This window comes from Enterococcus sp. HY326 (assembly GCF_026157065.1).
GTDB lineage: Bacteria > Bacillota > Bacilli > Lactobacillales > Enterococcaceae > HY326.
This window is the reverse complement of sequence record NZ_JANLGQ010000005.1, coordinates 203,355-228,380: the sequence shown is the minus strand read 5'-3', so window position 1 is coordinate 228,380 and position 25,026 is coordinate 203,355. Positions and strand designations below refer to the sequence as shown.

The window sequence follows — 25,026 nt, the reverse complement described above, 5'->3', positions numbered from 1 at the left end:
AATGTGGCTTGCGGAAGCTTCCTCTGCAAAAATAATTCTAGACATAAAAAAGCCCCCAGTCTCCCGGGGGCTTTTTTAATATCAAAGTATGATTACTTCAGCGTCGTATACTACTTTGATAAGAATGATTTCTAATAAAATATACTTTGTTTCACAGGCTTTGTCAATCACATTTGCCAGTAAACTAAAAATTAAAAGTATTTTTTGGCGGGTTCAACAACCAAGTAACGATAAGGCTCTTCCCCTTCAGAATGGGTCTTGATGTATTCATCTTGACTCAAAACAGAGTGGATTTGTTTTCTCTCGTAGGCGGGCATCGGTTCTAAAAAGACCGCCTGACCAGTTTGTTTAACTTTATCGGCTGTCCGCTTGGCTAATTTTTCTAAAATAGCCTGACGTTTTTCTCGATAATCCCCCACATTAATGACTACGGATAATTTATTAGCCGCTGCCCGGTGGATAAAAACTTGAGCCAAGTATTGTAAAGCGTTCAAAGTTTTGCCGTGCTTGCCGATTAAAATCCCCTGCTTGTCGCTTTCGAGATTTAATGTAACCACGTCGGCTTTGCGGGAAATTTTTACTAAGGCCGGCACGCCTAATTCCTGCGAAATATTCGTCATGTATAACGCTAATTCGGTTAAAGCTTCGTCATCACTCAAATTTTCAAAAACCTTCAGCTGCGGTGCTGAAACTTCTTCAGCTGCCTGCGGTTCCGCCTCAAAAATTTCTGTTTCCATCTCTGCAACAGCTTCTGGATCGGCGGTTTCTGTTACAGTTTCTGTCATAACCTCTTCAACGACTGGCTCCTTCGGTGAAATATCCACCTGCGCCATTTTTTTACCTAAACCGAGAAAGCCTTTTTTAGATTCTTCGATAATCGTAATCTTTGCATCTTTTTTGGAAATGCCTAGTTGCTGTAAGCCACTCTCGATTGCTTCTTCGACTGTCTTTCCTTCAAAAACTGCCATGCTTCTTCGCTCCTTTATTTTCTCCGTTTTTTCTTCGGATTGCGGGCTTTTTCAAGGGCCCGTTGACGATCTTTAACTTTTTGAGCTTCTGCTGCCCGCTCTGCCCGAATTTTAAATGGATTGTTAATTAATAAAGTTTGTCCAACTTGGAAGGCATTGGAAATTACCCAGTATAAGGATAACCCACTGGCCAAGTTAACCCCCATGACTAAAATCATCACAGGCATTGCAAAGTTCATAATCTTTAATGACATGTTGGATTCCAATTGGCTCATGCTAGATAAATAGGTGCTGGCAAAGGTGAAGATTGCCGCTAGGACCGGTAAAATAAAGTAAGGGTCCCGTTCCCCTAAGTTCAACCATAAGAAAGTTCCTTGGCTCAATTCTGGCACTCGCGAAATGGATTGCCACAAAGCCATTAAAATCGGCATTTGCACTAGTAACGGCAAACAACCCATGTAAGGATTAACATTGTTTTCTGCGTAAAGTTTTTGTTGTTCTTCCCGCATTTTATTTTGCGTTTCAGGATCTCTTGAGGAATATTTTTGCTGCAGCTCTTTTAATTTCGGCTGCAATTCTTGGGTCTTGCGCATATTCTTCGTTTGGAAATGCATTAACGGCAAGAGGATGATCCGAATGACCATCGTGAATAAAATAATTCCGACCCCGATATTGCCAAAGGACAGAGCTTGAATCGCCCGGGCAAAATTATAGACGATAAAACGGTCCCAGACGCCGGTGCTGCTGGAATTAACCTCACCAGTTGCGCCACAGGCTGATAAGACGATTACTAAGCCGACCAAAGCCAGCGAAAGTAAGAGACGTCGATGCTTCTTCTTCAAATTATTATTTCTCCTTTACTTCTATTAAATTTGCAAGTTTTAAAACATGGAGCAAATTGGTTTGGATTTCTGCCATGGGGAGATCTTTGACAGCCGGTCTGGCAATCACAATAAAATCCTGCTGAGGCTTTAACTGGTCCTTCAGCTGATAAACTGCCGCCCGTATTTGGCGTTTCACTCGGTTGCGGGTCACCGCATTGCCAATTTTTTTCCCGACAGAAAGACCAACTCTAAAATGTTGATTTTCAGGTTTATCAAGGGTATAGATGACAAACTTACGGTTGGCACAAGACTGCCCCTGTTTAAAAACTTTTTGAAAGTCACTTTCACGTTTAACTCGATAAGCCTTCTTCATTTAATTTCCTTCGTTTCTTTCTTGCATTCACTTCACAATAATAACATATTCAAGAGGTAGCTTCAGCTTTTTTTAAAAGCTGAAGCTAAAAACTTATCAAAGTTGCCCGCTGACTTTAACCGTCGCCGCAGACAATAAAAAAGCGGCGACCGCCAAAATGCTAGTCAGTCGCCGCAATCTTCTCTAATTTTTAAATAAAACCAAGGCCGCCCTTGTCGGATCGGTCCCTGTTGGTTTTTGCTCCACGACAAAATCCTGCTGCAAATCAGCCAGATAAGCGGCGGCAACCACGGGATTTTTCGTCAGCACACTGCCGCTGAAACTAATGGCAAGCTGCTTATGTTGATAGTCAGCATTTTTTAAAAGCTGACGGGTTTGCTGAGCCAAACTTTGGCCAGCTCGATGAAAAATTTGCTGAATTTCCGGGTACTGCTCAGTTAAAGTCGCTAAAAAGAGCGTGGCTTGGGCAAATTGATCCTTGGAAAATGAATAACTTTTTGCAATTGCCTGCGGTGCCGTTGCGACTTCTAGGTAATCTAAAAAAAGCTGCTGATAAGTTTTTAATGGTAAATTTTGATCCAGCTGGGCGGTCAACTCAAGATACAATTGTTTGGCAATCCAATAGGCACTCCCTTGGTCGCCAAACAGATGACCCCAGCCGCCAACCCGATAAAATTTACCTGCTAAATAGCCATAGACTACCGAACCAGTGCCGGCAATCACAGAAATGCCGTCAGCACCTTTGAAATTTGCCAGTAATGCCAATTGCGCATCACTCATCAGCTTCATTTTTGCAGGAGGTAGCGGCAGCTCCTGCAATAAATAGTCCTTGACTGCCTCTTGTCTACCATAAGTCGCCAAACCAGCAATGCCAATAACCACGCCGGCCAATTCGCCTGTGATTTCTTTTAAGGCCTGTTTCAAAAGCCCTTTGATTTCTTCCTGTGTGGCTGTCGGCTGCAAAATAATATTTCCCGGTCCGCCAATCAGAGAATAAAAAGGTACCCCCGCTCGATAGGCAACTAATTTGGTTTTGGTGCCGCCGCAATCCATTCCTATCACGTAAGACATTTTTCCACCTCTTTAAAAAAAGCAGCTGGACTATGCACCCTGCATCGACCCAGCCGCTTTAGCTTATTCAGTAACTGTTTCTGACTTGTTTTCTTTATCCAATTCATTTTTATCATACACTCTAACGAATGGATAATAAATTAAAATAGATAATAAAATCAAGACAACGTTTAAAACAATTGCGCGCCAATCCCCACCGGTTGCCAAGTAGGCACCAATTGGCCCAGGCAGTGTCCACGGTGCGGTGACGGTGACCCGGCTGACCCAGCCAAGGGAAGTCACAATCCAAGCAATCGTACCATTTACTAAAGGTGCTAAGATAAATGGCGGAATTAAAATCGGATTTAAAACGATTGGGGTTCCGAAAATTAACGGTTCATTGATATTGAAAATTGCTGGAATTAAAGCCGTCTTCCCTAATTTGAACCGTATTGTGATTTGGTGCGGAAGGCTAGTAAAATAGCCAAACCAATTGTTGAACCAGCACCACCAATCCAGATAAACCATTGGTAAAAAGGTTCTGCGGCAATATTTGGTAACACATCGCCATTGGCTAAGGCTGTGGTATTGCCTTCTAAAAGTTGCAACCATAACGGCCGAGCCAATGAGCCGATAATTGACATTCCGTGAATCCCAAAGGACCAGAAGAACGTTGTCAAGAAGGTTATCAAAAGAACACTTGGTAACGAGTCAGCAGCCTTTACTAAAGGACTAACTAAAGTGGAAATAAATGAATGCCAGTCAAAGCCGATGTAATAAGTGATGATGCCCATACCTAAAATAATTACTAAAGTAGGCGTCAACGCTTCAAACGAACGGGCAACTGCCGGTGGTACTTGTTCCGGCATGGTAATTTTGAATTTTGATTTGTCAGTTAAGCGATAGACTTCAACCGCTAAAATTGATGTAATAATTGCCACAAACATTCCTGAACCACCTAAGTTGGCCATCGGTAAAACAAAACCAACTGCGCCAGCTGCATCAGCCGCTTCTGCGGGAATATTCACGGGTGTAAAGGTTAATAAAAAGGCAATTGTTGCTAAAATCCCACCAGACAAGCCATCTAATTTATAAGATTTCGACAAGCTGTGGCCAATCCCAAAGGCGGCATACAAACTCATGATGTACATCGTCATGCGGTATGGTAAGAGAATCGTTGCTGCATTTTCAGACAAGAACTTGTAGATGCCCCAGTCTTGCGGCAATGGTGGAAAGGCTAAGATCATGAAAAAAGAACTAACAATAATTAATGGCAAAGTAGCAATGATCCCATCACGAATCGCACGTAAATGTCGTTGATTCGCTAGCTTTTCCATTGGACCGCCTAAACGCAGTTCAACAAAATTGGTAAACTTTTCTAACATTTTTTCTTCCTCCTAAAATATATTTCCTAAAAATTGTTTCAGGTCAGCTAGTCGCTTAGACCTGTCACAATCAAAATGGACTGTAAATTATTTTGCCGAGAATCACTGGCCGTATAGCGTTGGTCGCTGAAGGCACGTTGCTAGGATTGCCCTGCAACGTTTCATTGCCTAAAACTGCAAAGGCAATCGCTTCTTTAGCTTCACTGGAAAAGCCTAGTGATTCTTGGGTTTTAACAGAAATATCTGGCAAATAAGTCTGCAGACAAGCCAACAAAAATTGGTTGTAAGCGCCACCACCACCGATAATCACTTCAACATCTGGACCTGTTTACGGCAAGATAAATTTTTGATAACTATCCGCAATTGAAAAGGCCGTGAAGTCCGTCAACGTTCTAATAATGTCGGCCGGTTTTTCTGCTGCGTAGCGTTTTAAAAGCTCCTCGACAAAAAATTTACCGAAGACCTCCCGTCCGGTGGTTTTTGGGGGGAGCTCGTTAAGATAAGGATGATTGCGTAATTCCTTTTGCAAGGCAGGAATTATTTCACCGCTAGCAGCTGTCTGGCCTGATTCATCGAAGGGCTTTTGAAATAATTGCCCCATCGCCTCATCAATCATCATATTGCCCGGACCGGTGTCAAAGGCACTAATTTTTGAAAAATCATTTTCCTTGGGAATGACAGTGACATTACCGATGCCGCCGATATTTTGCAGCAGGCGGGTTTGTTGGTCATTGTGATACAGCAAATACTCAGAATAAGGAACTAATGGCGCCCCTTCTCCACCAGCCGCCACATCCATCACCCGAAAATCTGAAACAACCATCGTCTGCAAGCCATAGGCAATCACAGAAGCTTCGCCGATTTGCAATGTGTTGGGGGTATTGTCCACCGTTTTTTGCGGTTGATGCCAAATCGTCTGCCCATGACTGGCGACAAAATCAATAGCTTGATTGCTGAGCTGATTTTTTTCAATCAGTTTTTGACAAGCCTCTAGAAAAATCTCCCCCAATTTAAAATTTAGCTGGCTGATTAGAGGTGTTGTCGAAGCAAGTGGGTCGCAGGCTAGTTTAATTTGCGCTTTTGTTGCTTCCGTCAGTGGCAGCGTCAAAAAATCAAGCAGCTGGACTTTCGTTGTCAGACCAGCACCGTCAATTTCCACCAATGCAGCATCGACACCATCTAAGCTAGTGCCGGACATTAAACCAATGGCTAGCATAGGTCCCCCTCCTCTTTTTTATAGTTTTAAAGCTTCCTTGACATAGCCGTCAGCCGTTTTTAAATGAGCGGCGGCGGTTGCCACATCTAAACCAGTTAATAAGGTAATAATCGCGACTTTAACATTGCGATTTGCTGCTAGATAAGCTTGATCGGCTGTTTCAAAATCGACATCCGTGGCTGCCATAATAATGCGGCGGGCCCGATTTTTTAATTTTTCATTGGTGGGTTTGACATCCACCATCAAATTTTTATAAACCTTGCCGATGCCCACCATGCTAATCGTTGAAATCATATTTAAAATCAATTTTTGACCGGTGGCGGCTTTTAAACGGGTGGAGCCTGTCAACACCTCAGGACCAAAGTCCACTTCAATGGGAAAATCGGCAGCTTCACTGATTTTCGCCTGCAAATTGCAAGCCAAACTGCCGGTAGCGGCACCAATTTCTTTGGCATATTGCAGGCCGCCAATCACGTAAGGCGTCCGTCCGCTGGCAGCAATTCCTAAAACAAAATCAGTTTTCTTCAACTGAATGTTTTTTAAATCCGCTGCACCTTGTTCAGGGGAATCCTCAGCGCCTTCGACGGCGGTAATCATCGCTTTTTCTCCACCGGCTAACAAGCCGACAACCATCGTCGGCTCAACGCCAAAGGTCGGGACGCATTCGGCTGCGTCCAAAACACCTAAGCGGCCGCTGGTACCAGCCCCCAGATAAATTAAGCGGCCGCCAGCTTTAAAAGTCGCTATCACTTTTTCAACTAATGGCGTAATTTCCGCTAAATGTTTTTGAATAACCGGCGCAACTTTTTGATCCTCGTGATTCATCAGCGCCAATGCCTGCTCCACGGTTAAGGAATCAAGAGCTGCGCTTTCTGGATTGCTTTTTTCCGTCGAGAGCTGACTCAAATTTTCTTGCATCTTTCTGGCCTCTCCTCTTTTTGAATGTGTTTTCATTTGCTATAATAATAATTGAAAAGAAATAAAAAATCAATATTTTAATTCAATTTATGAAATAGCATTTCAAGAAAGAAGGATTTTTATGAAAATAATCGCTCGAATTGATGTGATGAAGGAGCAGTATACGAAGGTAGAAAAAAAGATTGCTGACTTTTTGACCGAGAATATTTTTGAAATTCCTAAAATGACCGCCAGTGAAATTGGCGATGCTGCTGAAGTCAGTGCCGCCACAGTCATTCGTTTTATCAAAAAAATCGGCTATCACGGCCTGCCGGATTTTAAACTGGCAATTTTAGCAGAAGAATCCGCTGAAACCAGCAGTGGCTACGACGACATTGCCTTTGGCGAGCCCTTTCATTTAATGAGCAAAAAAATGCTCAACAATGCCAAGCTGGCCCTTGATGAATCCAATGATCTGCAAGACGAAAAAAAAATCATGGCTATTGTTCAGCAATTAGAGGAGGTGGACACCTGTTTTGTTTTTGGTGTCGGGGCCTCCAGCATCATTGCTGAAGATATTAAGCAAAAGTGGACCCGCATCGGCAAAAGCATGATTTTTGAGCGGGACGTCCATGTCCTGTTGCCGCAATTAATCAATCGCAAAAATATTGCTCTTTGGCTGGTGTCAAATTCTGGAGAAACCAAAGATATTTTGCATTTAGCTAAGACTGCTAGAGAAGTCCATGTGCCCGTCATCTCGCTGACTCAGATTGGCACTAATTCACTGGCGAAATTAAGTGATTTCCAGCTGGCCACCTCTGTTCCAAAGGAAACCGCCTTTCGCAGTGCCGCCACCAATTCACTTTTCACGCAATTATTTCTGGTGGATATTTTGTTTTACAGCTATATCAGTAAAAATCCCAGCTATGCTCAGCAGATTTATGCTTCCCGCGGCCTGATTAAAAAGTACGGCCGCTAAATTAATAAGCAAAAAAGGAATTTCGATGGCAACATCGAAATTCCTTTTTTGCTTATTAATAGAGAAAAATGCGCATAAAAAAAAGTCACTATAATCAGTGACTTAGGCTGCAAGAACTTTTCTGCCCTTACGACGACGGCTTGCTAAAACGCGACGGCCGTTTTTAGTGCTCATACGTTTACGGAAACCGTGAACTTTTTGACGTTTACGTTTGTTTGGTTGGTATGTTCTTTTCACTGTAATCCACCTCCACTATACCTACTATCTATCTATACAGACATACCTTGACATTATACAAGGTACAAAAGTTCTTTGTCAATCAAATTTTGTTAGAAATCCCCAACTTTTCTGACTCCAACCAAAAAAATTTTTCAAAGTTTATCCACAGATTGAAAAAATTGCTTGGGGATATCTGTGAAAAAAATTTCTGTGGAAAAAGTTTTAATTTAGTTAACCAAAAAGATATCCACATGCAAAAAGACTCTTTATAAGTTTTCCACAACTTTTCAAAAGTGTGTTAAAAACTCTAAAAAAGCTTGTTACAACAGGAATACTTATCCACATGCGACTGAGATAGACTTGTGTAAAATGCGAATTATGCACACGAAAAGTTGCTTTGTGGATAATTTTTTTGTCACAGTTGTGAACAGTCTTTTTTAACTTTTTCACCCTTGTGGATATCTTTTTAGAGTCTTGATTTTTTTAATTGATTTCTGTGGAAAACTTTTGCTAAACGTGCTAAATTAAACATATCTGTTTGCGACACTTTTTAATTAGGAGAAAAGAATGGTTACTTTAGATGAATTATGGGAACGCCTCAAGGCTGAATATCAGCAAAAAATGAATGCTGCCAGCTATGACACGTGGATTCAGTCGGCTACGCCTTTAGAATTAAAAAATAATCAATTAACAATTGAAGTACCAAGTGAAGTACATAAAAATTATTGGGAAACCAAACTGGCTTCAAAAGTAATTGAAGTCGGTTTTAGTCTTTCTGGTCAGGAAATTATTCCGCAATTTGTGACGCCGGATGCTTTAATGGAGCAGCAGACTGCGGAAGTGCCCGTGGCTGAAGACGTCCTAAATAATTCGGCCCATAAAGCTCTCCTCAATCCCAAATATACCTTTGACACCTTTGTCATCGGTAAAGGGAATCAATTCGCCCATGCAGCTGCTTTAGTCGTTGCCGAAGATCCAGCCTCTGATTACAACCCTCTATTCTTTTATGGAGGCGTTGGTTTAGGGAAAACCCATTTGATGCACGCTATTGGCCATCAGATGTTGGCCAACAATCCTAACGCCAAAGTAAAATATGTCAGCAGTGAAACCTTCACCAACGACTATATTAATTCAATTAAAAATGGGAAATCTGAGGAATTTCGTCAGGAATATCGCTATGTCGATTTGCTATTAGTCGATGATATTCAGTTTTTTGCGGATAAAGAAGGGACGCAGGAGGAATTTTTCCACACCTTTAATGCTTTGCATAATGAACGAAAGCAAATCGTTTTAAGTAGTGATCGCCTGCCAAATGAAATTCCTAAATTGCAGGATCGTCTCGTCTCCCGCTTTGCCCAAGGATTGTCGGTTGACATTACGCCGCCGGATTTAGAGACACGGATTGCGATTTTGCGGAAAAAAGCCGAAGGGGAACGTTTAGAAATTCCCGAAGATACCTTGAGTTATATTGCTGGACAAATTGATTCCAATATTCGTGAATTGGAGGGGGCTTTGGTACGGGTTCAGGCCTATGCTACTATTAAAAGCTCTGATATCACCACGAGTTTAGCAGCTGAGGCTTTGAAAACCTTATTGAATACTACGACTTCGGCCCAGCTGACGATTCAAAATATTCAAGAAGAAGTCGCCAAATACTACCATGTGCAAGTCAAAGATTTAAAAGGCAAAAAACGGGTCAAAAGTATCGTAGTTCCCCGCCAAATTGCCATGTATTTATCCCGTGAGCTGACGGATAATTCACTGCCAAAAATTGGCGCTGAATTTGGCGGCAAAGATCACACAACTGTGATTCACGCCCACGAAAAAATTCAACAGCTCTTAAACAAAGATCCTGCAATCCAACGGGAAATCAGCGAGATCAAAAATCTGCTTATCAATTAGTCTGTGGAAAAGTAAGGGAAACTATTTAATTTTATCCACAGGTTTTCCACAGTGGATAAATCTGATTTTGCGTAGGCTTTACAGAGTTTTCCACAATATAAACAGGGCCTACTACTACTTTTATTTATTTTATATACTAATTAACTAAACAGACTGCTTCTCAGCAGGATGTTGAAACCTGAAAAACAGACCAACTTGATTCGCTTAATCTTGAAAAATTCTTTATAATAAAAAAGCTATCAATAAATCTGCTGTGTTCCATTAAACAGAGCTTGCTTTAATTGCATCATGAATTTATTACAACAAGGAGTGTCGAAAATGAAATTTACTATGTCCCGCAATGTTTTCCTCGCTGAATTGCAAACTGTTCAACGGGCAATTTCCAGTAAAACTACAATTCCGATTTTAACTGGGGTGAAAATTAGTTTAGATTCGGAGGGCCTGACGTTAACCGGGAGCAATGCCGATATTTCCATTGAAACCTTTCTCAGTGTTGAAACTGAAAAAGCCGATTTAACGATTGAATCGACTGGCGCAATTGTTTTAATGTCCCGCTTCTTCGGAGAAATTATCCGCAAGCTGCCAGAGGATCAATTTACTTTAGAAGTTTTAGAAAGTCGCCAAGTTGCGATTACTTCCGGTAAAGCGAATTTCACTATCAACGGCTTGGATTCTGACAATTACCCGCACTTACCGGTAGTCAGTACGACTAACCAAATGCAACTGCCGGTCCATGTCTTAAATAAATTAATCAGCGAAACGGTTTTTTCCGTTTCGCAGCATGAAAGCCGCCCAATTTTAACTGGGGTTCATTTTGTTTTAGCGGATAATTCATTATTAGCTGTGGCAACGGATTCCCACCGGATGAGCCAACGGATTATTCCGATTCAGCAAGGGGAAGATTTTAATATCGTCATTCCCGGCAAAAGCTTGACAGAATTATCCCGCTCTTTAGCAAACGATGAGGAAATGGTTGAAATTTCCATCATGGAAAATCAGGTGCTCTTTAAAACCCAGACCTTATCCTTCTACTCTCGTTTATTAGAAGGGAATTACCCTGACACTAATCGTTTGATTCCGACAAGCTTCAATACAACGATTGAATTTTCCGTTCCAAGTTTATTGTCGGCCATTGAACGGGCATCGTTACTGTCCCATGAAAGCCGCAATAACATCGTGAAATTATCGATTACTTCTGAAGCCGTAGTTTTATCGGGAAATAGTCCGGAAATTGGGAAAGTTGAAGAAGCTTTAAACTATGAAGCTGTCACGGGAGATCCACTAGAAATCTCCTTCAACCCTGATTATATGAAGGATGCGTTGCGGGCCTTTGGCGATATGAATATCACCGTCAATTTTATTTCACCAATTCGTCCCTTCACGTTAACACCGACAGAAGACAGTCAGCAATTTACCCAGTTGATTACACCTGTCAGAACTAGCTGATATTTTAATAAAATCGTTTAAAAAGGCTTAAATTCAATTTTAAGCCTTTTTTTTATTTTGGGTTAAAAACTATTTAAATGAATTAAATCTGCTCATAGGCAATTTTATGGCGGGATAATTTGGTTTTCTCTCTGTAAAATGGTATAATATATGTAAGATTTATGAAAATGAGGGATGCTTGTGAAAAGTAATGTCTATCTCGAATCTGAGTACATGACGTTAGGCCAACTCTTAAAGGAAATCAGCGTGATTTCCAGCGGCGGTCAAGCGAAATGGTTTTTAGCGGAGAAAGCTGTCTTTGTCGACGGCGAACCGGAAAATCGCCGGGGCCGCAAACTCTATCCAAATATGATGGTGGAGATACCTGAAATAGGTACTTTTTTTATGGTAAAAAAGGAACAGGCTGAGAATGAAGCTGACTGAACTGTCTTTAAAAAATTATCGCAATTATCAGACAGTCGACCTGACGTTTCAGCGTTCCCTCACTATTTTTTTAGGGGAAAATGCTCAAGGCAAGACCAATTTATTGGAGAGCATTTATTTTTTAGCCATGACCCGCAGTCACCGCACGAGTCACGAGCAGGAGATTATTCGCTGGGGCGCTGATTTAGCCACCGTCAAAGGCGTTATCGAAAAGAAAACCAGCAAAATCCCTTTAGAAATTCAATTATCAAAAAAAGGTCGCAAAACAAAGGTCAATTATTTAGAGCAGAAAAAATTAAGCGATTATATTGGCCAGATGAATGTGATTTTATTCGCCCCCGAAGACCTCTCATTAGTCAAGGGCAGCCCCGCATTACGCCGCAAATTCCTCGATATGGAACTGGGTCAAATCAATCCATTATATCTCTATGATATGGTGCAATATCAGGGAATTCTCAAGCAACGCAATCAATATCTCAAACAACTTGCTGATAAAAAGCAAAAGGATTTATTGTATTTAGATATTTTGTCAGAACAGCTGGCGGATTTTGGCAGCAAGGTTCTTTTTCAGCGGCTAAAATTTATCGAGGAGCTGGAATTTTGGGCGAACCAAATTCATCAAAAAATCAGCAATCAAAGGGAAACCTTAAAAATTGAGTATCTCAGCTCGCTAGGAATTACCAAAGAACAGAGCACCGAAGAGATTCGTGACATTTTTTTAGCCACGCTAACGAAAAATCGACAACGGGAGCTCTTTAAAACCGCCACTTCGGTGGGTCCCCATCGGGATGATTTGATTTTTCGCGTCAACGAGCAGGATGTGCAGGCCTATGGTTCTCAAGGCCAACAACGAACGACTGCTTTAAGCGTTAAGCTAGCCGAAATTGATTTAATGAAGGCCCAAACGGGAGAATACCCGATTTTATTATTAGATGATGTGATGAGTGAACTGGATGATCAGCGTCAGATGCAATTGCTAGAGACGATTGAAGGGAAGGTTCAAACATTTTTAACCACCACTACCCTGGAGCATATTAAAGGGAAGATGGCGGTCACACCAGAAATTTTTTATGTGACCCAAGGCAGCATAGAAAGGGAAGAGTCTGAATGACAGAAGAAGAAAAAAGTTTATTAGATAAAGCAAAAGAATATGACGCCAGTCAAATCCAAGTTTTAGAAGGCTTGGAGGCCGTGCGTAAACGGCCTGGTATGTATATCGGTTCCACCAGCACAGAAGGCCTGCACCACCTAGTTTGGGAAATTGTCGACAATGGTATCGATGAAGCCCTCGCTGGTTTTGCTAAAACAATTGATTTAGTGATTGAAGAAGACAACAGTATTACCGTTATCGATGATGGTCGGGGGATTCCGATTGATATCCAAGCGAAAACTGGTCGTCCGGCGGTGGAAACTGTCTTTACCGTATTGCACGCCGGCGGAAAATTCGGCGGAGGCGGCTATAAAGTTTCTGGTGGTCTGCACGGCGTTGGAGCTTCCGTGGTAAATGCTCTCTCCACTCATTTAGACGTCAAAGTTTATAAAGAAGGCAAAGTTTATTACCAAGAATTCAAACGAGGTGCAGTTGTAGCCGATTTGAAAATGATTGGCGAAACAGATCGTCACGGAACAACTGTTCATTTTATTCCCGATCCTGAAATCTTCAAAGAAGGTGTCGAATTTAATTTTGATAAATTAGCAACCCGTGTCAGAGAGCTAGCCTTTTTAAATAAAGGCTTGAAAATCTCAATTACCGACAAGCGGGAAGCTGAACCAAAATTCAAAGAATACCATTACGAAGGCGGAATCAAGAGCTACGTTGAATTTTTAAATCAAAATAAGAATGTTTTGTTTGAAGAACCCATCTTTATTGAGGGGGAATCCCAAGATATTATCGTGGAAGTCTCCATGCAATATACAGACGGCTACCACACCAATTTAATGAGTTTTGCCAACAATATCCATACCTATGAAGGCGGAACCCATGAATTTGGTTTTAAGACAGCCTTGACCCGGGTGATTAATGATTACGCCCGCAAGCAAAAAATCATGAAGGACAACGATGAAAATCTTTCCGGAGAAGATGTTCGGGAAGGTTTGACGGCAGTTATTTCCATCAAACATCCAGAGCCACAGTTTGAAGGTCAAACGAAAACTAAGTTAGGCAACTCAGAAGTTCGGACAGTGACCGATCGTTTATTCTCTGAATATTTTTCAAAATTCTTATTTGAAAATCCAACCATTGGCCGCAAAGTCGTGGAAAAAGGGATTTTAGCCTCAAAAGCTCGCTTAGCAGCTAAGCGGGCGCGGGAAGTAACTCGCCGCAAAGGGGCTCTAGAAATCAGCAATTTACCAGGTAAATTAGCTGACTGCTCGTCAAACGATCCGGAAAAATGCGAATTGTTTATCGTCGAAGGAGATTCGGCCGGCGGTTCTGCTAAGCAAGGTCGTAATCGGGAATTCCAAGCGATTTTGCCGATTCGCGGTAAAATTTTAAACGTTGAAAAAGCCAGCATGGATAAAATTTTGGCCAACGAAGAAATTCGTTCACTGTTCACCGCTATGGGTACTGGCTTTGGCGCCGATTTTGATGTGGCAAAAGCCCGCTACCATAAATTAGTTATCATGACGGATGCCGACGTCGATGGCGCCCACATTCGGACCTTGCTGTTGACGCTATTCTATCGTTACATGCGGCCAATCGTGGAAGCCGGCTATGTTTATATTGCTCAACCACCTTTATACGGGGTGAAACAAGGCAAGAAAATTACCTACGTACAACCAGGGAAAAAGGCTGAGGAAATTTTACAGCAGACAATTGAAGCGTTACCGGCTTCACCCAAACCCAACGTACAGCGTTATAAAGGTCTTGGGGAAATGGATGACCATCAATTATGGGAAACCACGATGGATCCAGAGAACCGCATGATGCTGCGGGTCAGTGTCGATGATGCGATTGAAGCCGATCAAGTCTTTGAAATGCTGATGGGTGATCGGGTTGAACCACGGCGTGCCTTTATCGAAGAAAATGCCCACTATGTGAAAAATTTGGATATTTAATTTGGACAGTGTCTAAGTTTAAATTTGCGCAAAATGTGATTGGCAATGCTGGAAAAAAGTTTAAAAATTTTAACAAAAAAATTGCTCTGTTTATTTTAAGAGGCAGTTCCAAATTTTAATTGGATAATTTTTTTCCAGTAATTACAATCACAAATTGTGCGAACGAAATAGGAGGAAGAATTTCGTGAGTGAAGAGTTTAAAGAGAATATTCATGACGTCAATTTAACCAGTGAAATGCGGGAATCCTTCATTGATTATGCCATGAGCGTCATTGTTGCTCGGGCTTTGCCGGACGTGCGGGACGGTCTGAAGCCGGTCCACCGTCGAATTTTATACGGAATGAATGAATTAGGTGTAACCCCTGATAAGCCCCATAAAAAATCTGCCAGAATTGTCGGAGATGTTATGGGTAAATATCACCCCCACGGCGATAGTGCCATTTATGAATCTATGGTGCGGATGGCTCAAACCTTTAGCTACCGTTATCTATTAGTTGACGGACACGGTAACTTTGGTTCAGTCGATGGCGACGGTGCGGCAGCGATGCGGTATACCGAAGCCCGCATGAGTAAAATTGCGATGGAAATGCTGCGGGATATCAATAAAAATACGGTTGATTTCCACGGCAACTACGACGATACTGAGCGGGAGCCGGATGTTTTGCCGGCACGTTTCCCAAATCTTTTGGTCAATGGAACCACCGGGATTGCCGTAGGGATGGCCACCAATATTCCACCCCACAATTTATCAGAAGTAGTCAGTGCTATTGATTTGTTAATGGAAAATCCGGAAACGACAATTGCTGAATTGATGGAAGTTTTACCTGGGCCAGATTTTCCAACAGCTGGTTTAGTTATGGGTAAATCGGGTATCCGCCGAGCTTATGAAACAGGTAAAGGTTCAATTACCCTGAGAGCTCGTGTTGAGGTCACAGAGATGCCTAACGGTAAGGAACGGATTCTGGTGACGGAACTGCCTTACATGGTCAATAAAGCCCGTCTCATTGAACGGATTTCTGAGCTGCACCGGGATAAACGAATTGAAGGCATTACCGATTTGCGGGATGAATCTTCCCGTGAAGGCATGCGAATTGTTATTGATGTGCGTCGGGATGTTAGTGCATCTGTTATCTTGAATAATTTATATAAAATGACTTCGCTGCAAACTTCATTTGGCTTCAATATGTTAGCCATTGAAAAAGGCGTGCCGAAAATTCTAAATCTGAAACAAATTTTAGAAAATTATATCGAACACCAGAAGGAAGTTATCGTTCGCCGGACGGAATTCGATAAACAAAAAGCGGAAGCTAGAGCGCATATTTTAGAGGGTTTAAGAATTGCTCTAGACCACATTGATGAAATTATTGCGATTATTCGTGGTTCAAATTCTGATGATGAAGCTAAATCAACCATGATTGAGCGTTTTGAATTTTCTGATCGGCAAGCGCAAGCTATTTTGGATATGCGTTTACGTCGTTTAACCGGCTTGGAACGGGAAAAAATCGAAAATGAATACCAAGAATTATTGGCCTTCATTGCCGACATGAAGGATATTTTGGACAATCCGCAACGGGTTGTTGAAATTATTCAAACAGAATTAGGCGAAATCAATAGCAAGTACGGCGATGCCCGCCGCACGGAATTATTAGTCGGAGAGGTCTTGAGTCTAGAAGATGAAGACTTAATCGAAGAAGAAGATATCGTGATTACCTTAACTAATAACGGCTACATCAAACGTTTAGCGAACTCTGAATTCAGAGCGCAAAAACGCGGTGGTCGTGGAGTTCAAGGGATGGGCGTTCACGATGATGATTTTGTTAAAAATCTGATTAGCTGTTCTACCCATGATACATTGCTATTCTTCACCAACACTGGGAAAGTTTATCGGGCGAAGGGTTATGAAATCCCTGAGTACGGTCGGACTGCCAAAGGAATTCCAGTTATTAATTTACTAGGAATTGATTCCAACGAAAGCATTCAGGCAATCATTGCGGTTACAGGAGAAGCTAAAGAAGGCAACTACCTATTCTTTACTACTAAATTAGGAACCGTGAAACGCACGAGTGTGACAGCCTTCGCAAATGTCCGTAGCAATGGTTTAATTGCCATTGGCCTAAAGGACGATGACGAGCTGGTAAATGTTATCCAGACGAACGGTGAGAAAAATATTATCATCGGGACTCACTTAGGCTATTCTGTGACCTTTGCAGAAACGGCAGCCCGTGATATGGGTCGGACCGCTTCTGGTGTTCGTGGTATTCGTCTGCGGGAAGGCGACTTTGTTGTCGGCGCAGCTATTATGGATGAAAATCAAGAAGTCTTAGTGATTACTGAAAATGGCTATGGCAAGCGCACTGCTGTCAGTGAGTATCCAGTCAAAGGCCGCGGCGGTAAAGGAATTAAAACCGCCAATATCACTAGTAAAAATGGTCCTCTAGCTGGTTTAACAACTGTTTCCGGCGACGAAGATATCATGTTGATTACCGATAAAGGTGTTATCATTCGCTTTAACGTCAGCAATGTTTCTCAAACGGGACGAGCTACTTTAGGCGTGCGGGTGATGAAGATGGAAAATGAAGCCAAAGTTGTTACAATGGCGATTGTTGATGCTGAGGTTGCTGAACCAGAAGAAGTAGCTGAGTCAACAGAAACAACCGATTCTGATTCCAATACAACTGAAACGAATGAAGAATAGTAACATAATTGTTTTCCATTAAAAAAGACAGCTGTGAGATTAGTAGACGCGAAGAAAAAATTTACGAAATAGAATTAATTGGCAATCTTGTTAATTAAATGATTATTTCAGAAAATTACTTTTCTTTGCAAAACTAATTTCACAGCTTTTTTATGCTGTTTCTCAAGAAAATTAGTTCAAATTGCGAATTTATTAATAAGCGAGAAAAAAATTTATTTGTTGTAATCGTGGAGAATTTTGTGTATAATGATAAATTGTGAGTAGTCTACAGTGTAGAAAACTCTCCTTGCCTTTATCAAAGAATAAAGGCCTAAAGTCCATAGGGAGGTGAAAATCAATGAGTCAAGTTACGAAGTATGAAATTATGTACATTATTCGTCCGAACATTGATGAAGAAGCAAAAACTGCATTAGTTGAACGTTTCGATACTATCTTAAAAGATAATGGAGCAGAAGTTCTAGAATCTAAAGATTGGGAAAAACGTCGTCTTGCGTATGAAATGGATGGTCACCGTGAAGGTATCTATCACATCGTGAACGTTTCTGCTGCTTCAGATGCAAATGCAATCAATGAATTTGATCGTCTTGCAAAAATCAATGAAGATATCATTCGTCATATGATTGTTAAAATCGAAGCGTAATGTTTCACGTGAAACATTCATTTTTACGAGAAGGAGATGAACTAGTTGATTAATAACGTTGTACTAGTTGGTAGACTCACCAAAGACCCTGATTTGCGTTACACATCGAATGGTGCGGCTGTTGCGACTTTTACTCTAGCAGTAAATCGCAATTTTACAAACCAAGATGGAAATCGTGAAGCAGATTTTATTAATTGTGTGATTTGGCGTAAGCCTGCGGAAACAATGGCCAATTATGCTCGTAAGGGAACTCTTTTAGGAGTGACCGGACGCATTCAAACCCGCAATTATGAAAATCAACAAGGTCAGAGAGTTTATGTAACTGAAGTTGTCGCAGACAATTTCCAATTGTTAGAATCTCGTAATGCTTCTGAGCAGCGTCAAGGCTCAGGATCATCAGGTGGCGGTTACAACAACAATAGCAGCAATGCTAATTTTGGTGGTAATCAAAGCAATCAATTTAACAATAGTGGAAATAGTTTTAATCAAACATCTCAAGGATCATCACCACAAAATACAATGCCTGACTTCAGCCGTGATGCTGATCCCTTTGAAAACAATTCAAGCATTGATATTTCTGATGATGATTTACCATTCTAAAAATTTTTGATAGGAGGGAAATAGGATGGCACAACAAAGAAGAGGCGGACGTAAACGTCGTAAAGTAGATTATATCGCAGCTAATCACATTGAATACATCGATTATAAAGATACTGAATTATTAAAAAGATTTATCTCTGAACGTGGCAAAATTTTACCACGTCGTGTAACAGGTACTGGCGCTAAAAACCAACGTAAATTAACTGTTGCAATTAAAAGAGCAAGAATCATGGGTCTTTTACCTTTCGTAGGAGAAGAATAATAGTTCATCTTTATTACAATATAAGATACTTCGAGAACAGAAATTAATTTCTGTTCTTTTTTTGTTGTGTTACGGAATTGGACGAGAGTAGGTATATTTATAGAAGTACGTTGCATTTTACAGAATATTTGTATGTGCATTGTTTGTTTGTTTACATGTTTTTTGGTTTGGCTTAAGAAGGGTACTTGAAATTGTTATCGAGTTGAAGATTCGTAAAATTCTAAGCAAGTTAACAATTACTGGTGATAAATGAAATTGAAACATTACTTTCCTGTATATCAATCAAAGGATTTTTTTTGATAATGATAATTTATAAAAAAATCTGTTGAACTAATTAGTAAAGAACAATCTAAATAATTAGAATGAAAAAAATGATATATGTCGTTAATATGAAGTATAATTAACTTATGTTTCTTAAAAATTATTTTGAGTAGTTATGCAAGTATTATAAGAAAGACTTCAAAAAAAAAACGGGGATATAATACTACTGATTAAGTTCAAAAAAAATCAGAGAATTTAGCAAATAATTGATATGACTGGTCACATGAACATCATAAAAAAACAAACTGCTTCTCAGTATATATCAAATGAATATTTTCAAAATAATCCAATTTTACGAAAAACTATTTTTTTGGATTTCCTTGCTGAAGCTGGAAAGATTTCTTTTCAGATTAGCCAGTATAAGAATTGTTATAAGTCTATAAAATATTTTGAATTCTGTTATGAATTGAGCTGATACATTTAAAAAGATGATTCCTTCAAAATGATAATGATAAGAATGATGGAAAAACAACTTATTTATTTGATTAAGATTTCTATTTCAAATAGCTTATAAAAACGAATCCAGTTTTTAATGGATTAAAAAAATTGTTAATTGGACTCTTTGACGAAATTAATCACAACTAACCTGTTACAAAACGTAAATGTGAGTAACACATCTTCTTTCCCCTTGTACCACATATTTACATTCATCCAAAATAAACTAAAACCAAATAATTCCATTCTTTACTCTTCAAATGTTTCACGTGAAACATTTGAAGAGTAAAGTTCGTCAGAGATAAGGTTTTGTGATAAAATATAGCATATATTTTGAGAGGCGAGGCCATGAATAAAATAAAAAAAAGAATCAAGAACAGCTTAATCTTGTTGGCTTGCTTATGTATTCTCCAGTTGGTTTTAGTCAACGTTTTCTTTGTGAATTATCAGGTTTTAATCACCAGTATTCTTTTCTTACTAGATATATTGATGCTGGTCATTTATTTTTTTGTCACTCGTTCAATACAGATGAAGGATGATGAAAAAATTAAAGAGGCTAATCGGCAGGCGGTAGAAACGATTTCTTATGTTTCTTCAAAAATGCCGATGGGAATTGTCGTTTGGAATGATAAACGGGAAATTGATTGGTTAAATTCTTATGCGGATCGAATGTTTACTGAGAAAAGTATCGACGGAAAAGAATTTGCAACAACCCTGATTGAGTTATTGAAATCCAATAAGGACACCTTCAAGTTAGGTCGTAACACTTATCGTGTAAGTTTTGATGCGGAAAAACAATTGGCTTATTTTTTTGATATTACTGAAGAAGAGACAATCAAGGCACGGATTTATGACAGTCAACCAGTTGTTGGAGTGCTTTCCTTTGATAACTATGACGATGCTGTAGATAAAATGGATGATAAAGAAATTTCTTATTTTAATTCCTTTTTGACAACTCTGGTTTCTGACTGGATGGAGGACTTCGGGGTTTATGTTAAAAGATTGAATGCAGAAAAATATTTTTTCATCAGCCGCTATGAAGATTTAACTAAGATGAAGGAGAAAAAATTTGATCTGTTAGATATCTTGCGAAAAGAAGCGGAGAATCAAAATTTCCCGATTACTATTAGTATTGGGATTTCCTATGGGGAAGGTAGCTTGGATAAAATTGGTGATGTTGCCCAAAATAACTTGGACATGGCATTAATACGAGGCGGTGACCAGGTTGTGATTAAAGATGTAGCTGATAATGCAAAGCCAATGTATTTTGGCGGGAAGTCTTCAGCTAAGACGAAAAGAACGCGTGTTCGTAGTCGGGCAATTAGTACCGCTTTGCAACGGATTTTTTCACAGGCAACAGATATTTACATTATGGGGCATCGTTATCCAGATATGGACGCGTTGGGTTCGGCGTATGGTGTTTATGCGCTAGCTGAATTTTCAAAGAAAGAAGCGTGGATTGTTTTAGATCAAACGGAAATCATTCCAGATGTACAGCGCTGTTTGCAGGAAATCCATAAGGTTCCTGAATTGGAGCAGCGGTTAATTTCGCCAGAGGATGCTATGAAAAATGTTAAGGAGAATTCATTGCTAGTGATGGTTGATTACCATAAGCCATCGCTATCCATCTCTGAGAAGCTCTATGAGAAATTTCAAAATATCGTCATCATTGACCATCACCGCAGAGGCGAGGAGTTTCCTGAAAATCCTTTGCTAACATATATCGAATCCTCGGCTTCGTCAGCTTCTGAATTAGTTGCTGAATTGGTTCAACAGCAAAGCAGTCAAGTGAATTACCTTGACAAGATGGAAGCAACCTTATTGTTAGCTGGGATGGTGGTCGATACGAAGAGTTTTGAAGTGCGGACTAGCGCGCGAACGTTTGATGTTGCCAGTTATCTACGCAGCGTGGGTGCAGATGCTCCAATGATTCGCTATTTGATTTCAACTGATTTAAGCAACTACTTAGAAATCAGCTCATTGATTGCTAAGAGCGAGTTTGTCACATCTGATATCGTTGTCGCAAATGGTGCTGAAACGGCCAAATACGACAGTGTGACGGCTGCTAAGACCGCAGACACGTTGCTCTCAATGTACGGAATCAATGCGGCCTTTGTAATTACTAAGCGAACTGACGGATTGATTGGCATAAGTGCCCGTAGTTCTGGTACAATTAATGTGCAGATGATTATGGAGAAATTAAACGGCGGCGGCCATTTCAACAATGCCGCTACTCAATTAAGCGATATGACCATTGATCAGGCCAAGGAAGTTCTACTGAAAGCGATTAATGAAAATATCAATGAATTATATGAAGAGGAGTAGTTGATTATGAAAGTAGTATTCTTGCAAGACGTAAAAGGCAAAGGAAAAAAAGGGGAAGTTAAAGAGGTTCCCACAGGCTATGCACAAAATTATTTGCTTAAAAATAATTTGGCTAAAGAAGCTAATCGCAGCGCTTTAAGTGAGGTTGCCGGTCAAAAGAAAGCCCAAGAAAAACATCAAGCAGAAATTTTAGCAGAAGCAGAAGCGTTAAAAGCTGTGATTGACAAAGAAGAGACTGTGGTTGAACTAAAAGCTAAGGCCGGTGAAGACGGTCGTCTGTTTGGTTCCATTCCCTCTAAGCAAATTGCTGACGCCTTCAATAAGCAGTTTGGACTAAAATTAGACAAACGTAAAATGGAAATGAATGAACCAATCAAAGCGTTGGGCTATACAAAAGTCCCAGTCAAATTACATCCGCAAGTCACCGCAACCATCACGGTTCATGTGACTGAAGAGTAAAGGAAATCTTAATGATTCCGGCAATCCTGCCTCGTTGCGGATTGCTTTTTTTTTCGTTACAATAGGTACACTAGATTGCAGTACGATTTGAAGGTACTGAGTAGGAGCGTTTAAAATGGCAGAAGTTTGGCAAGATCGTATGCCGCCACAGAATATTGAAGCAGAGCAGGCCGTCTTAGGCTCCATTTTTTTAGAAGCGGATGCTTTGCCGGATGCTTTAGAATTTATTGAAGCCAAAGATTTTTACCGTCGCAGTCATCAGATTATTTTTGAAACAATGAACACGTTGAGTGATCGTAACGAAGCCATTGACTTTGTGACGGTAAAAGCTCAGCTGGAGCAAAATAATCTTTTAGAAGATGCTGGTGGACTTGATTATTTATCGGAGCTGGTGATGAGTGTTCCGACTGCAGCAAACATTGGCTATTATGCCAAAATTGTTGAAGAGCAATCTCTTTTAAGAAATTTAATTCAAACAGCGACCTCCATTGTTACTAAAGGCTTCGAGCAAGGAGAAGATGTCCAATCCATTTTAGATGATGCCGAAACCCGCATTTTGGAAGTGGCCGAAAAACGCAATCGCAGCGGTTTTTTACAAATTGCGGATGTTTTAACTGCCTCTGTCCAAAATATTGAACGCCTGTCTTTAAATAATGAAGAAATCACGGGTTTGCCAACTGGTTATCAAGCATTGGATAAAATGACAGCAGGTTTACAAGCGGAAGAGCTGATTATCTTAGCTGCCCGACCGGCTGTTGGTAAAACAGCCTTTGCCTTGAACATTGCTCAAAATGTCGGCACGAAGACGGATCGTTCGGTAGCCATTTTCAGTTTGGAAATGGGGGCAGAGTCGCTGGTTAATCGGATGCTGTGTGCTGAGGGCTCCATAGAAGCGGCTCATTTGCGGACAGGACAGCTTTCAGAGGAAGAGTGGTCCAATCTGATTATGGCGATGGGAAGCCTCTCAAAAGCCAATATATTCATTGATGATACCCCAGGGATAAAAATCACCGAGATTCGCGCGAAATGCCGCAAGTTAGCTCAAGAGCGGGGCAATCTTGGTTTGATTTTAATTGACTACCTGCAATTGATTGAAGGTACCGGTCGGGAAAATCGTCAACAGGAAGTCTCGGAAATTTCCCGGCAGCTGAAAAAGCTCGCCAAGGAATTAAAGGTGCCAATCATTGCCTTGTCTCAGCTTTCTCGTGGTGTGGAACAAAGGCAGGACAAACGGCCAGTCTTGAGTGATATTCGTGAATCGGGTTCAATTGAACAGGATGCGGACATCGTGGCATTTTTATATCGGGATGACTATTATGATCGTGAAGGTGGCGAAGACGACAATAATGCACCGGAACCACCAGCTAATGACAATATTGTCGAGGTTATCATTGAAAAAAACCGGAGCGGTGCCAGGGGAACAGTCGAACTGCTTTTTATCAAGGAATATAATAAATTTTCCTCCCTTTCACCAAGAGTTGAATTTTAATAAATAAGCATAAAAAAGCGCCAGCTAGAAGTTAGCTTCAAAAACTAACTTCTAGTTGGCGCTTTTCATTTAATAAGTGTTCAAACTAACGCTAAAGGCGTCATTCATGGCTTGTGAGGCATCATCAACTGAAACAGCCTCCACAAATCGTCCTTGGACCACTAGCCGCATGCTGCCAGAGGCGTTACAGGTTACCAGAGTGACTAACGTTTCATCTGGCACGTCGTCGATTAAGTAGCCGGAATAGGGAGATACTATTTCAGAATAAAAAATTTCGTAGGTGAAGACCCGATCTAAATCGGTCAGGTAAATTAAATCACCCAGTTGGGCATTTTCTAATGGACCAAACAATAAACTATTGTTGACGGCTTTATGACTGGCCAGCGCATAATTTCGCTCCCCCATTACTTGGTCTTCCTTTAAGGTCCCGGCGCCATAAAATAATGCGGCGTAATTCGTCCCTTTAAAAATTGGTAGATTGATGTTGACGCTAGGAATCGCAATTGCCCCTAATGTCGCAAATTCATTATTTTCAAATTGCGCCCGAATGACCGCTTCGGAACTGATGGGAATCACTTCATCGAAATCAAAGGTTGCATCGGCATTTTGATTGCGCAAAATATCCTCCCTCGTGACCGTTTCTAACGCATATTTATCTGTGTTTTGCTGAATCAGCCAATCTTTTATGTAATCATTAAAAATCAAAGCTAAGCCGATTAGTAATAGTAAAACGGCTAGTATGTTGGCCACCCAGCGAATGATTCTTTTTTTCTTCGTTGCTTTTTTTCTCGCAGCTGGTTTCTTTTTGCCCTTGGCCATGATTTCCCCCCTTTAATCTGCCCACTAAAGTGAACTTTTCCTTTTATTAACTGTAACCGATTTAAAGAAATTTTTAAAGGGTTAGTCGTTTTATTAAAATGAAGCTATTAAATCCAACCCTCGTTCACCTTTAAGTTTCAAAAAAATTTAAAACGAATAAAATCGTTCGTGTTTTACTTAGTTTGAAGAAAAAAATCCGAATAATTTTCGAGTTTTATTTGCTTATGGGATAGAGAATTGTT

Annotated in this window: 20 protein-coding genes and 2 pseudogenes; 13 read left to right on the top strand and 9 right to left on the bottom strand. The window is 40.5% G+C overall.

Features of this window, described 5'->3' with window-relative positions; genetic code table 11:
* Nucleotides 1-191: 191 nt before the first annotated feature.
* The 7 genes and pseudogenes from jag to murQ all read right to left on the bottom strand — a co-directional run bounded on the left by jag (nucleotide 192) and on the right by murQ (nucleotide 6,734).
* Nucleotides 192-968 carry an RNA-binding cell elongation regulator Jag/EloR gene (gene jag / locus ORH16_RS13855; protein ID WP_265459441.1) on the bottom strand — a complete coding sequence of 259 codons (777 nt, stop codon included), beginning with the start codon at nucleotides 966-968 and terminating at the stop codon, nucleotides 192-194.
* A gap of 14 nt (nucleotides 969-982) precedes the next feature.
* Nucleotides 983-1,810 (bottom strand): membrane protein insertase YidC, encoded by an 828-nt coding sequence (locus tag ORH16_RS13850; protein WP_265459440.1) that lies wholly within the window; start codon nucleotides 1,808-1,810, stop codon nucleotides 983-985.
* Nucleotides 1,811-1,814: 4 nt separating this feature from the next.
* A complete protein-coding gene (gene rnpA, locus ORH16_RS13845; RefSeq protein ID WP_265459439.1) occupies nucleotides 1,815-2,165 on the bottom strand; it encodes a ribonuclease P protein component in 351 nt (116 codons plus the stop codon).
* A 183-nt stretch (nucleotides 2,166-2,348) separates the two neighbouring features.
* The gene (locus tag ORH16_RS13840; RefSeq protein ID WP_265459438.1) at nucleotides 2,349-3,236 is read right to left on the bottom strand and encodes a BadF/BadG/BcrA/BcrD ATPase family protein; all 888 of its coding nucleotides are present in this window, start codon (nucleotides 3,234-3,236) and stop codon (nucleotides 2,349-2,351) included.
* Nucleotides 3,237-3,299: 63 nt separating this feature from the next.
* Nucleotides 3,300-4,600, bottom strand: a pseudogene (locus ORH16_RS13835) (PTS sugar transporter subunit IIC).
* A 70-nt stretch (nucleotides 4,601-4,670) separates the two neighbouring features.
* Nucleotides 4,671-5,816: pseudogene (gene anmK / locus ORH16_RS13830) on the bottom strand (anhydro-N-acetylmuramic acid kinase AnmK).
* 18 nt (nucleotides 5,817-5,834) lie between these two features.
* Nucleotides 5,835-6,734, bottom strand: a complete 900-nt coding sequence (gene murQ / locus ORH16_RS13825; RefSeq protein WP_265459437.1) for an N-acetylmuramic acid 6-phosphate etherase — start codon at nucleotides 6,732-6,734, stop codon at nucleotides 5,835-5,837.
* A 121-nt stretch (nucleotides 6,735-6,855) separates the two neighbouring features.
* On the opposite strand from murQ, the gene ORH16_RS13820 reads away from it, so the two are divergent.
* Nucleotides 6,856-7,692, top strand: a complete 837-nt coding sequence (locus ORH16_RS13820) for a MurR/RpiR family transcriptional regulator (RefSeq protein ID WP_265459436.1) — start codon at nucleotides 6,856-6,858, stop codon at nucleotides 7,690-7,692.
* A 102-nt stretch (nucleotides 7,693-7,794) separates the two neighbouring features.
* Here the strand turns inward: ORH16_RS13820 and rpmH are convergent, their stop codons facing one another.
* Entirely contained in the window at nucleotides 7,795-7,929 is a 135-nt protein-coding gene (gene rpmH / locus ORH16_RS13815) for a 50S ribosomal protein L34 (RefSeq protein ID WP_006703104.1), read from the bottom strand.
* Between the two features lie 549 nt (nucleotides 7,930-8,478).
* Between rpmH and dnaA the strand changes: the two genes are divergently transcribed.
* The 12 genes from dnaA to dnaB all read left to right on the top strand — a co-directional run bounded on the left by dnaA (nucleotide 8,479) and on the right by dnaB (nucleotide 23,965).
* A complete protein-coding gene (dnaA, locus tag ORH16_RS13810) occupies nucleotides 8,479-9,813 on the top strand; it encodes a chromosomal replication initiator protein DnaA (protein ID WP_265459435.1) in 1,335 nt (444 codons plus the stop codon).
* Between the two features lie 318 nt (nucleotides 9,814-10,131).
* Nucleotides 10,132-11,259 (top strand): DNA polymerase III subunit beta, encoded by a 1,128-nt coding sequence (dnaN, locus tag ORH16_RS13805; RefSeq protein ID WP_265459434.1) that lies wholly within the window; start codon nucleotides 10,132-10,134, stop codon nucleotides 11,257-11,259.
* Nucleotides 11,260-11,439: 180 nt separating this feature from the next.
* Nucleotides 11,440-11,682 carry a S4 domain-containing protein YaaA gene (yaaA, locus tag ORH16_RS13800; protein ID WP_265459433.1) on the top strand — a complete coding sequence of 81 codons (243 nt, stop codon included), beginning with the start codon at nucleotides 11,440-11,442 and terminating at the stop codon, nucleotides 11,680-11,682.
* Nucleotides 11,669-12,793, top strand: coding sequence for a DNA replication/repair protein RecF (gene recF, locus ORH16_RS13795; RefSeq protein WP_265459432.1), 1,125 nt, complete (start codon nucleotides 11,669-11,671; stop codon nucleotides 12,791-12,793). The genes yaaA and recF overlap by 14 nt, the downstream gene beginning before the upstream one ends.
* Complete coding sequence (gene gyrB, locus ORH16_RS13790) at nucleotides 12,790-14,739, top strand: DNA topoisomerase (ATP-hydrolyzing) subunit B (protein ID WP_265459431.1); 1,950 nt, start codon at nucleotides 12,790-12,792, stop codon at nucleotides 14,737-14,739. Before recF ends, gyrB begins: the two co-directional genes overlap by 4 nt.
* 184 nt (nucleotides 14,740-14,923) lie before the next feature.
* On the top strand, nucleotides 14,924-17,434 hold the full coding sequence (gyrA, locus tag ORH16_RS13785; protein WP_265459430.1) for a DNA gyrase subunit A: 2,511 nt from the start codon (nucleotides 14,924-14,926) through the stop codon (nucleotides 17,432-17,434).
* Nucleotides 17,435-17,771: 337 nt separating this feature from the next.
* Nucleotides 17,772-18,074, top strand: a complete 303-nt coding sequence (gene rpsF, locus ORH16_RS13780) for a 30S ribosomal protein S6 (RefSeq protein WP_265459429.1) — start codon at nucleotides 17,772-17,774, stop codon at nucleotides 18,072-18,074.
* A gap of 45 nt (nucleotides 18,075-18,119) precedes the next feature.
* Entirely contained in the window at nucleotides 18,120-18,674 is a 555-nt protein-coding gene (gene ssb / locus ORH16_RS13775; RefSeq protein WP_265459428.1) for a single-stranded DNA-binding protein, read from the top strand.
* 25 nt (nucleotides 18,675-18,699) lie between these two features.
* Complete coding sequence (gene rpsR / locus ORH16_RS13770; RefSeq protein WP_265459427.1) at nucleotides 18,700-18,936, top strand: 30S ribosomal protein S18; 237 nt, start codon at nucleotides 18,700-18,702, stop codon at nucleotides 18,934-18,936.
* 1,104 nt (nucleotides 18,937-20,040) lie between these two features.
* Entirely contained in the window at nucleotides 20,041-22,017 is a 1,977-nt protein-coding gene (locus ORH16_RS13765; protein WP_265459426.1) for a DHH family phosphoesterase, read from the top strand.
* 6 nt (nucleotides 22,018-22,023) lie between these two features.
* A complete protein-coding gene (rplI, locus tag ORH16_RS13760) occupies nucleotides 22,024-22,476 on the top strand; it encodes a 50S ribosomal protein L9 (RefSeq protein WP_265459425.1) in 453 nt (150 codons plus the stop codon).
* A gap of 115 nt (nucleotides 22,477-22,591) precedes the next feature.
* Nucleotides 22,592-23,965: a replicative DNA helicase gene (dnaB, locus tag ORH16_RS13755; protein WP_265459424.1), complete on the top strand. Its 1,374-nt coding sequence runs from the start codon at nucleotides 22,592-22,594 to the stop codon at nucleotides 23,963-23,965.
* Nucleotides 23,966-24,034: 69 nt separating this feature from the next.
* Here the strand turns inward: dnaB and ORH16_RS13750 are convergent, their stop codons facing one another.
* The gene (locus ORH16_RS13750; RefSeq protein ID WP_265459423.1) at nucleotides 24,035-24,784 is read right to left on the bottom strand and encodes a class A sortase; all 750 of its coding nucleotides are present in this window, start codon (nucleotides 24,782-24,784) and stop codon (nucleotides 24,035-24,037) included.
* Between the last annotated feature and the right edge of the window lie 242 nt (nucleotides 24,785-25,026).

Bases quoted from the DNA above. Each gene is read 5' to 3' on its own strand.
- jag (WP_265459441.1), bottom strand. From the start codon at position 968: ATGGCAGTTTTTGAAGGAAAGACAGTCGAAGAAGCAATCGAGAGTGGC.
- murQ (WP_265459437.1), bottom strand. From the start codon at position 6,734: ATGCAAGAAAATTTGAGTCAGCTCTCGACGGAAAAAAGCAATCCAGAA.
- rnpA (WP_265459439.1), bottom strand. From the start codon at position 2,165: ATGAAGAAGGCTTATCGAGTTAAACGTGAAAGTGACTTTCAAAAAGTT.
- dnaA (WP_265459435.1), top strand. From the start codon at position 8,479: ATGGTTACTTTAGATGAATTATGGGAACGCCTCAAGGCTGAATATCAG.
- rpsF (WP_265459429.1), top strand. From the start codon at position 17,772: ATGAGTCAAGTTACGAAGTATGAAATTATGTACATTATTCGTCCGAAC.
- dnaN (WP_265459434.1), top strand. From the start codon at position 10,132: ATGAAATTTACTATGTCCCGCAATGTTTTCCTCGCTGAATTGCAAACT.
- ORH16_RS13840 (WP_265459438.1), bottom strand. From the start codon at position 3,236: ATGTCTTACGTGATAGGAATGGATTGCGGCGGCACCAAAACCAAATTA.
- dnaB (WP_265459424.1), top strand. From the start codon at position 22,592: ATGGCAGAAGTTTGGCAAGATCGTATGCCGCCACAGAATATTGAAGCA.
- gyrB (WP_265459431.1), top strand. From the start codon at position 12,790: ATGACAGAAGAAGAAAAAAGTTTATTAGATAAAGCAAAAGAATATGAC.
- ORH16_RS13750 (WP_265459423.1), bottom strand. From the start codon at position 24,784: ATGGCCAAGGGCAAAAAGAAACCAGCTGCGAGAAAAAAAGCAACGAAG.
- ORH16_RS13765 (WP_265459426.1), top strand. From the start codon at position 20,041: ATGAATAAAATAAAAAAAAGAATCAAGAACAGCTTAATCTTGTTGGCT.
- ORH16_RS13820 (WP_265459436.1), top strand. From the start codon at position 6,856: ATGAAAATAATCGCTCGAATTGATGTGATGAAGGAGCAGTATACGAAG.
- rplI (WP_265459425.1), top strand. From the start codon at position 22,024: ATGAAAGTAGTATTCTTGCAAGACGTAAAAGGCAAAGGAAAAAAAGGG.
- recF (WP_265459432.1), top strand. From the start codon at position 11,669: ATGAAGCTGACTGAACTGTCTTTAAAAAATTATCGCAATTATCAGACA.
- rpsR (WP_265459427.1), top strand. From the start codon at position 18,700: ATGGCACAACAAAGAAGAGGCGGACGTAAACGTCGTAAAGTAGATTAT.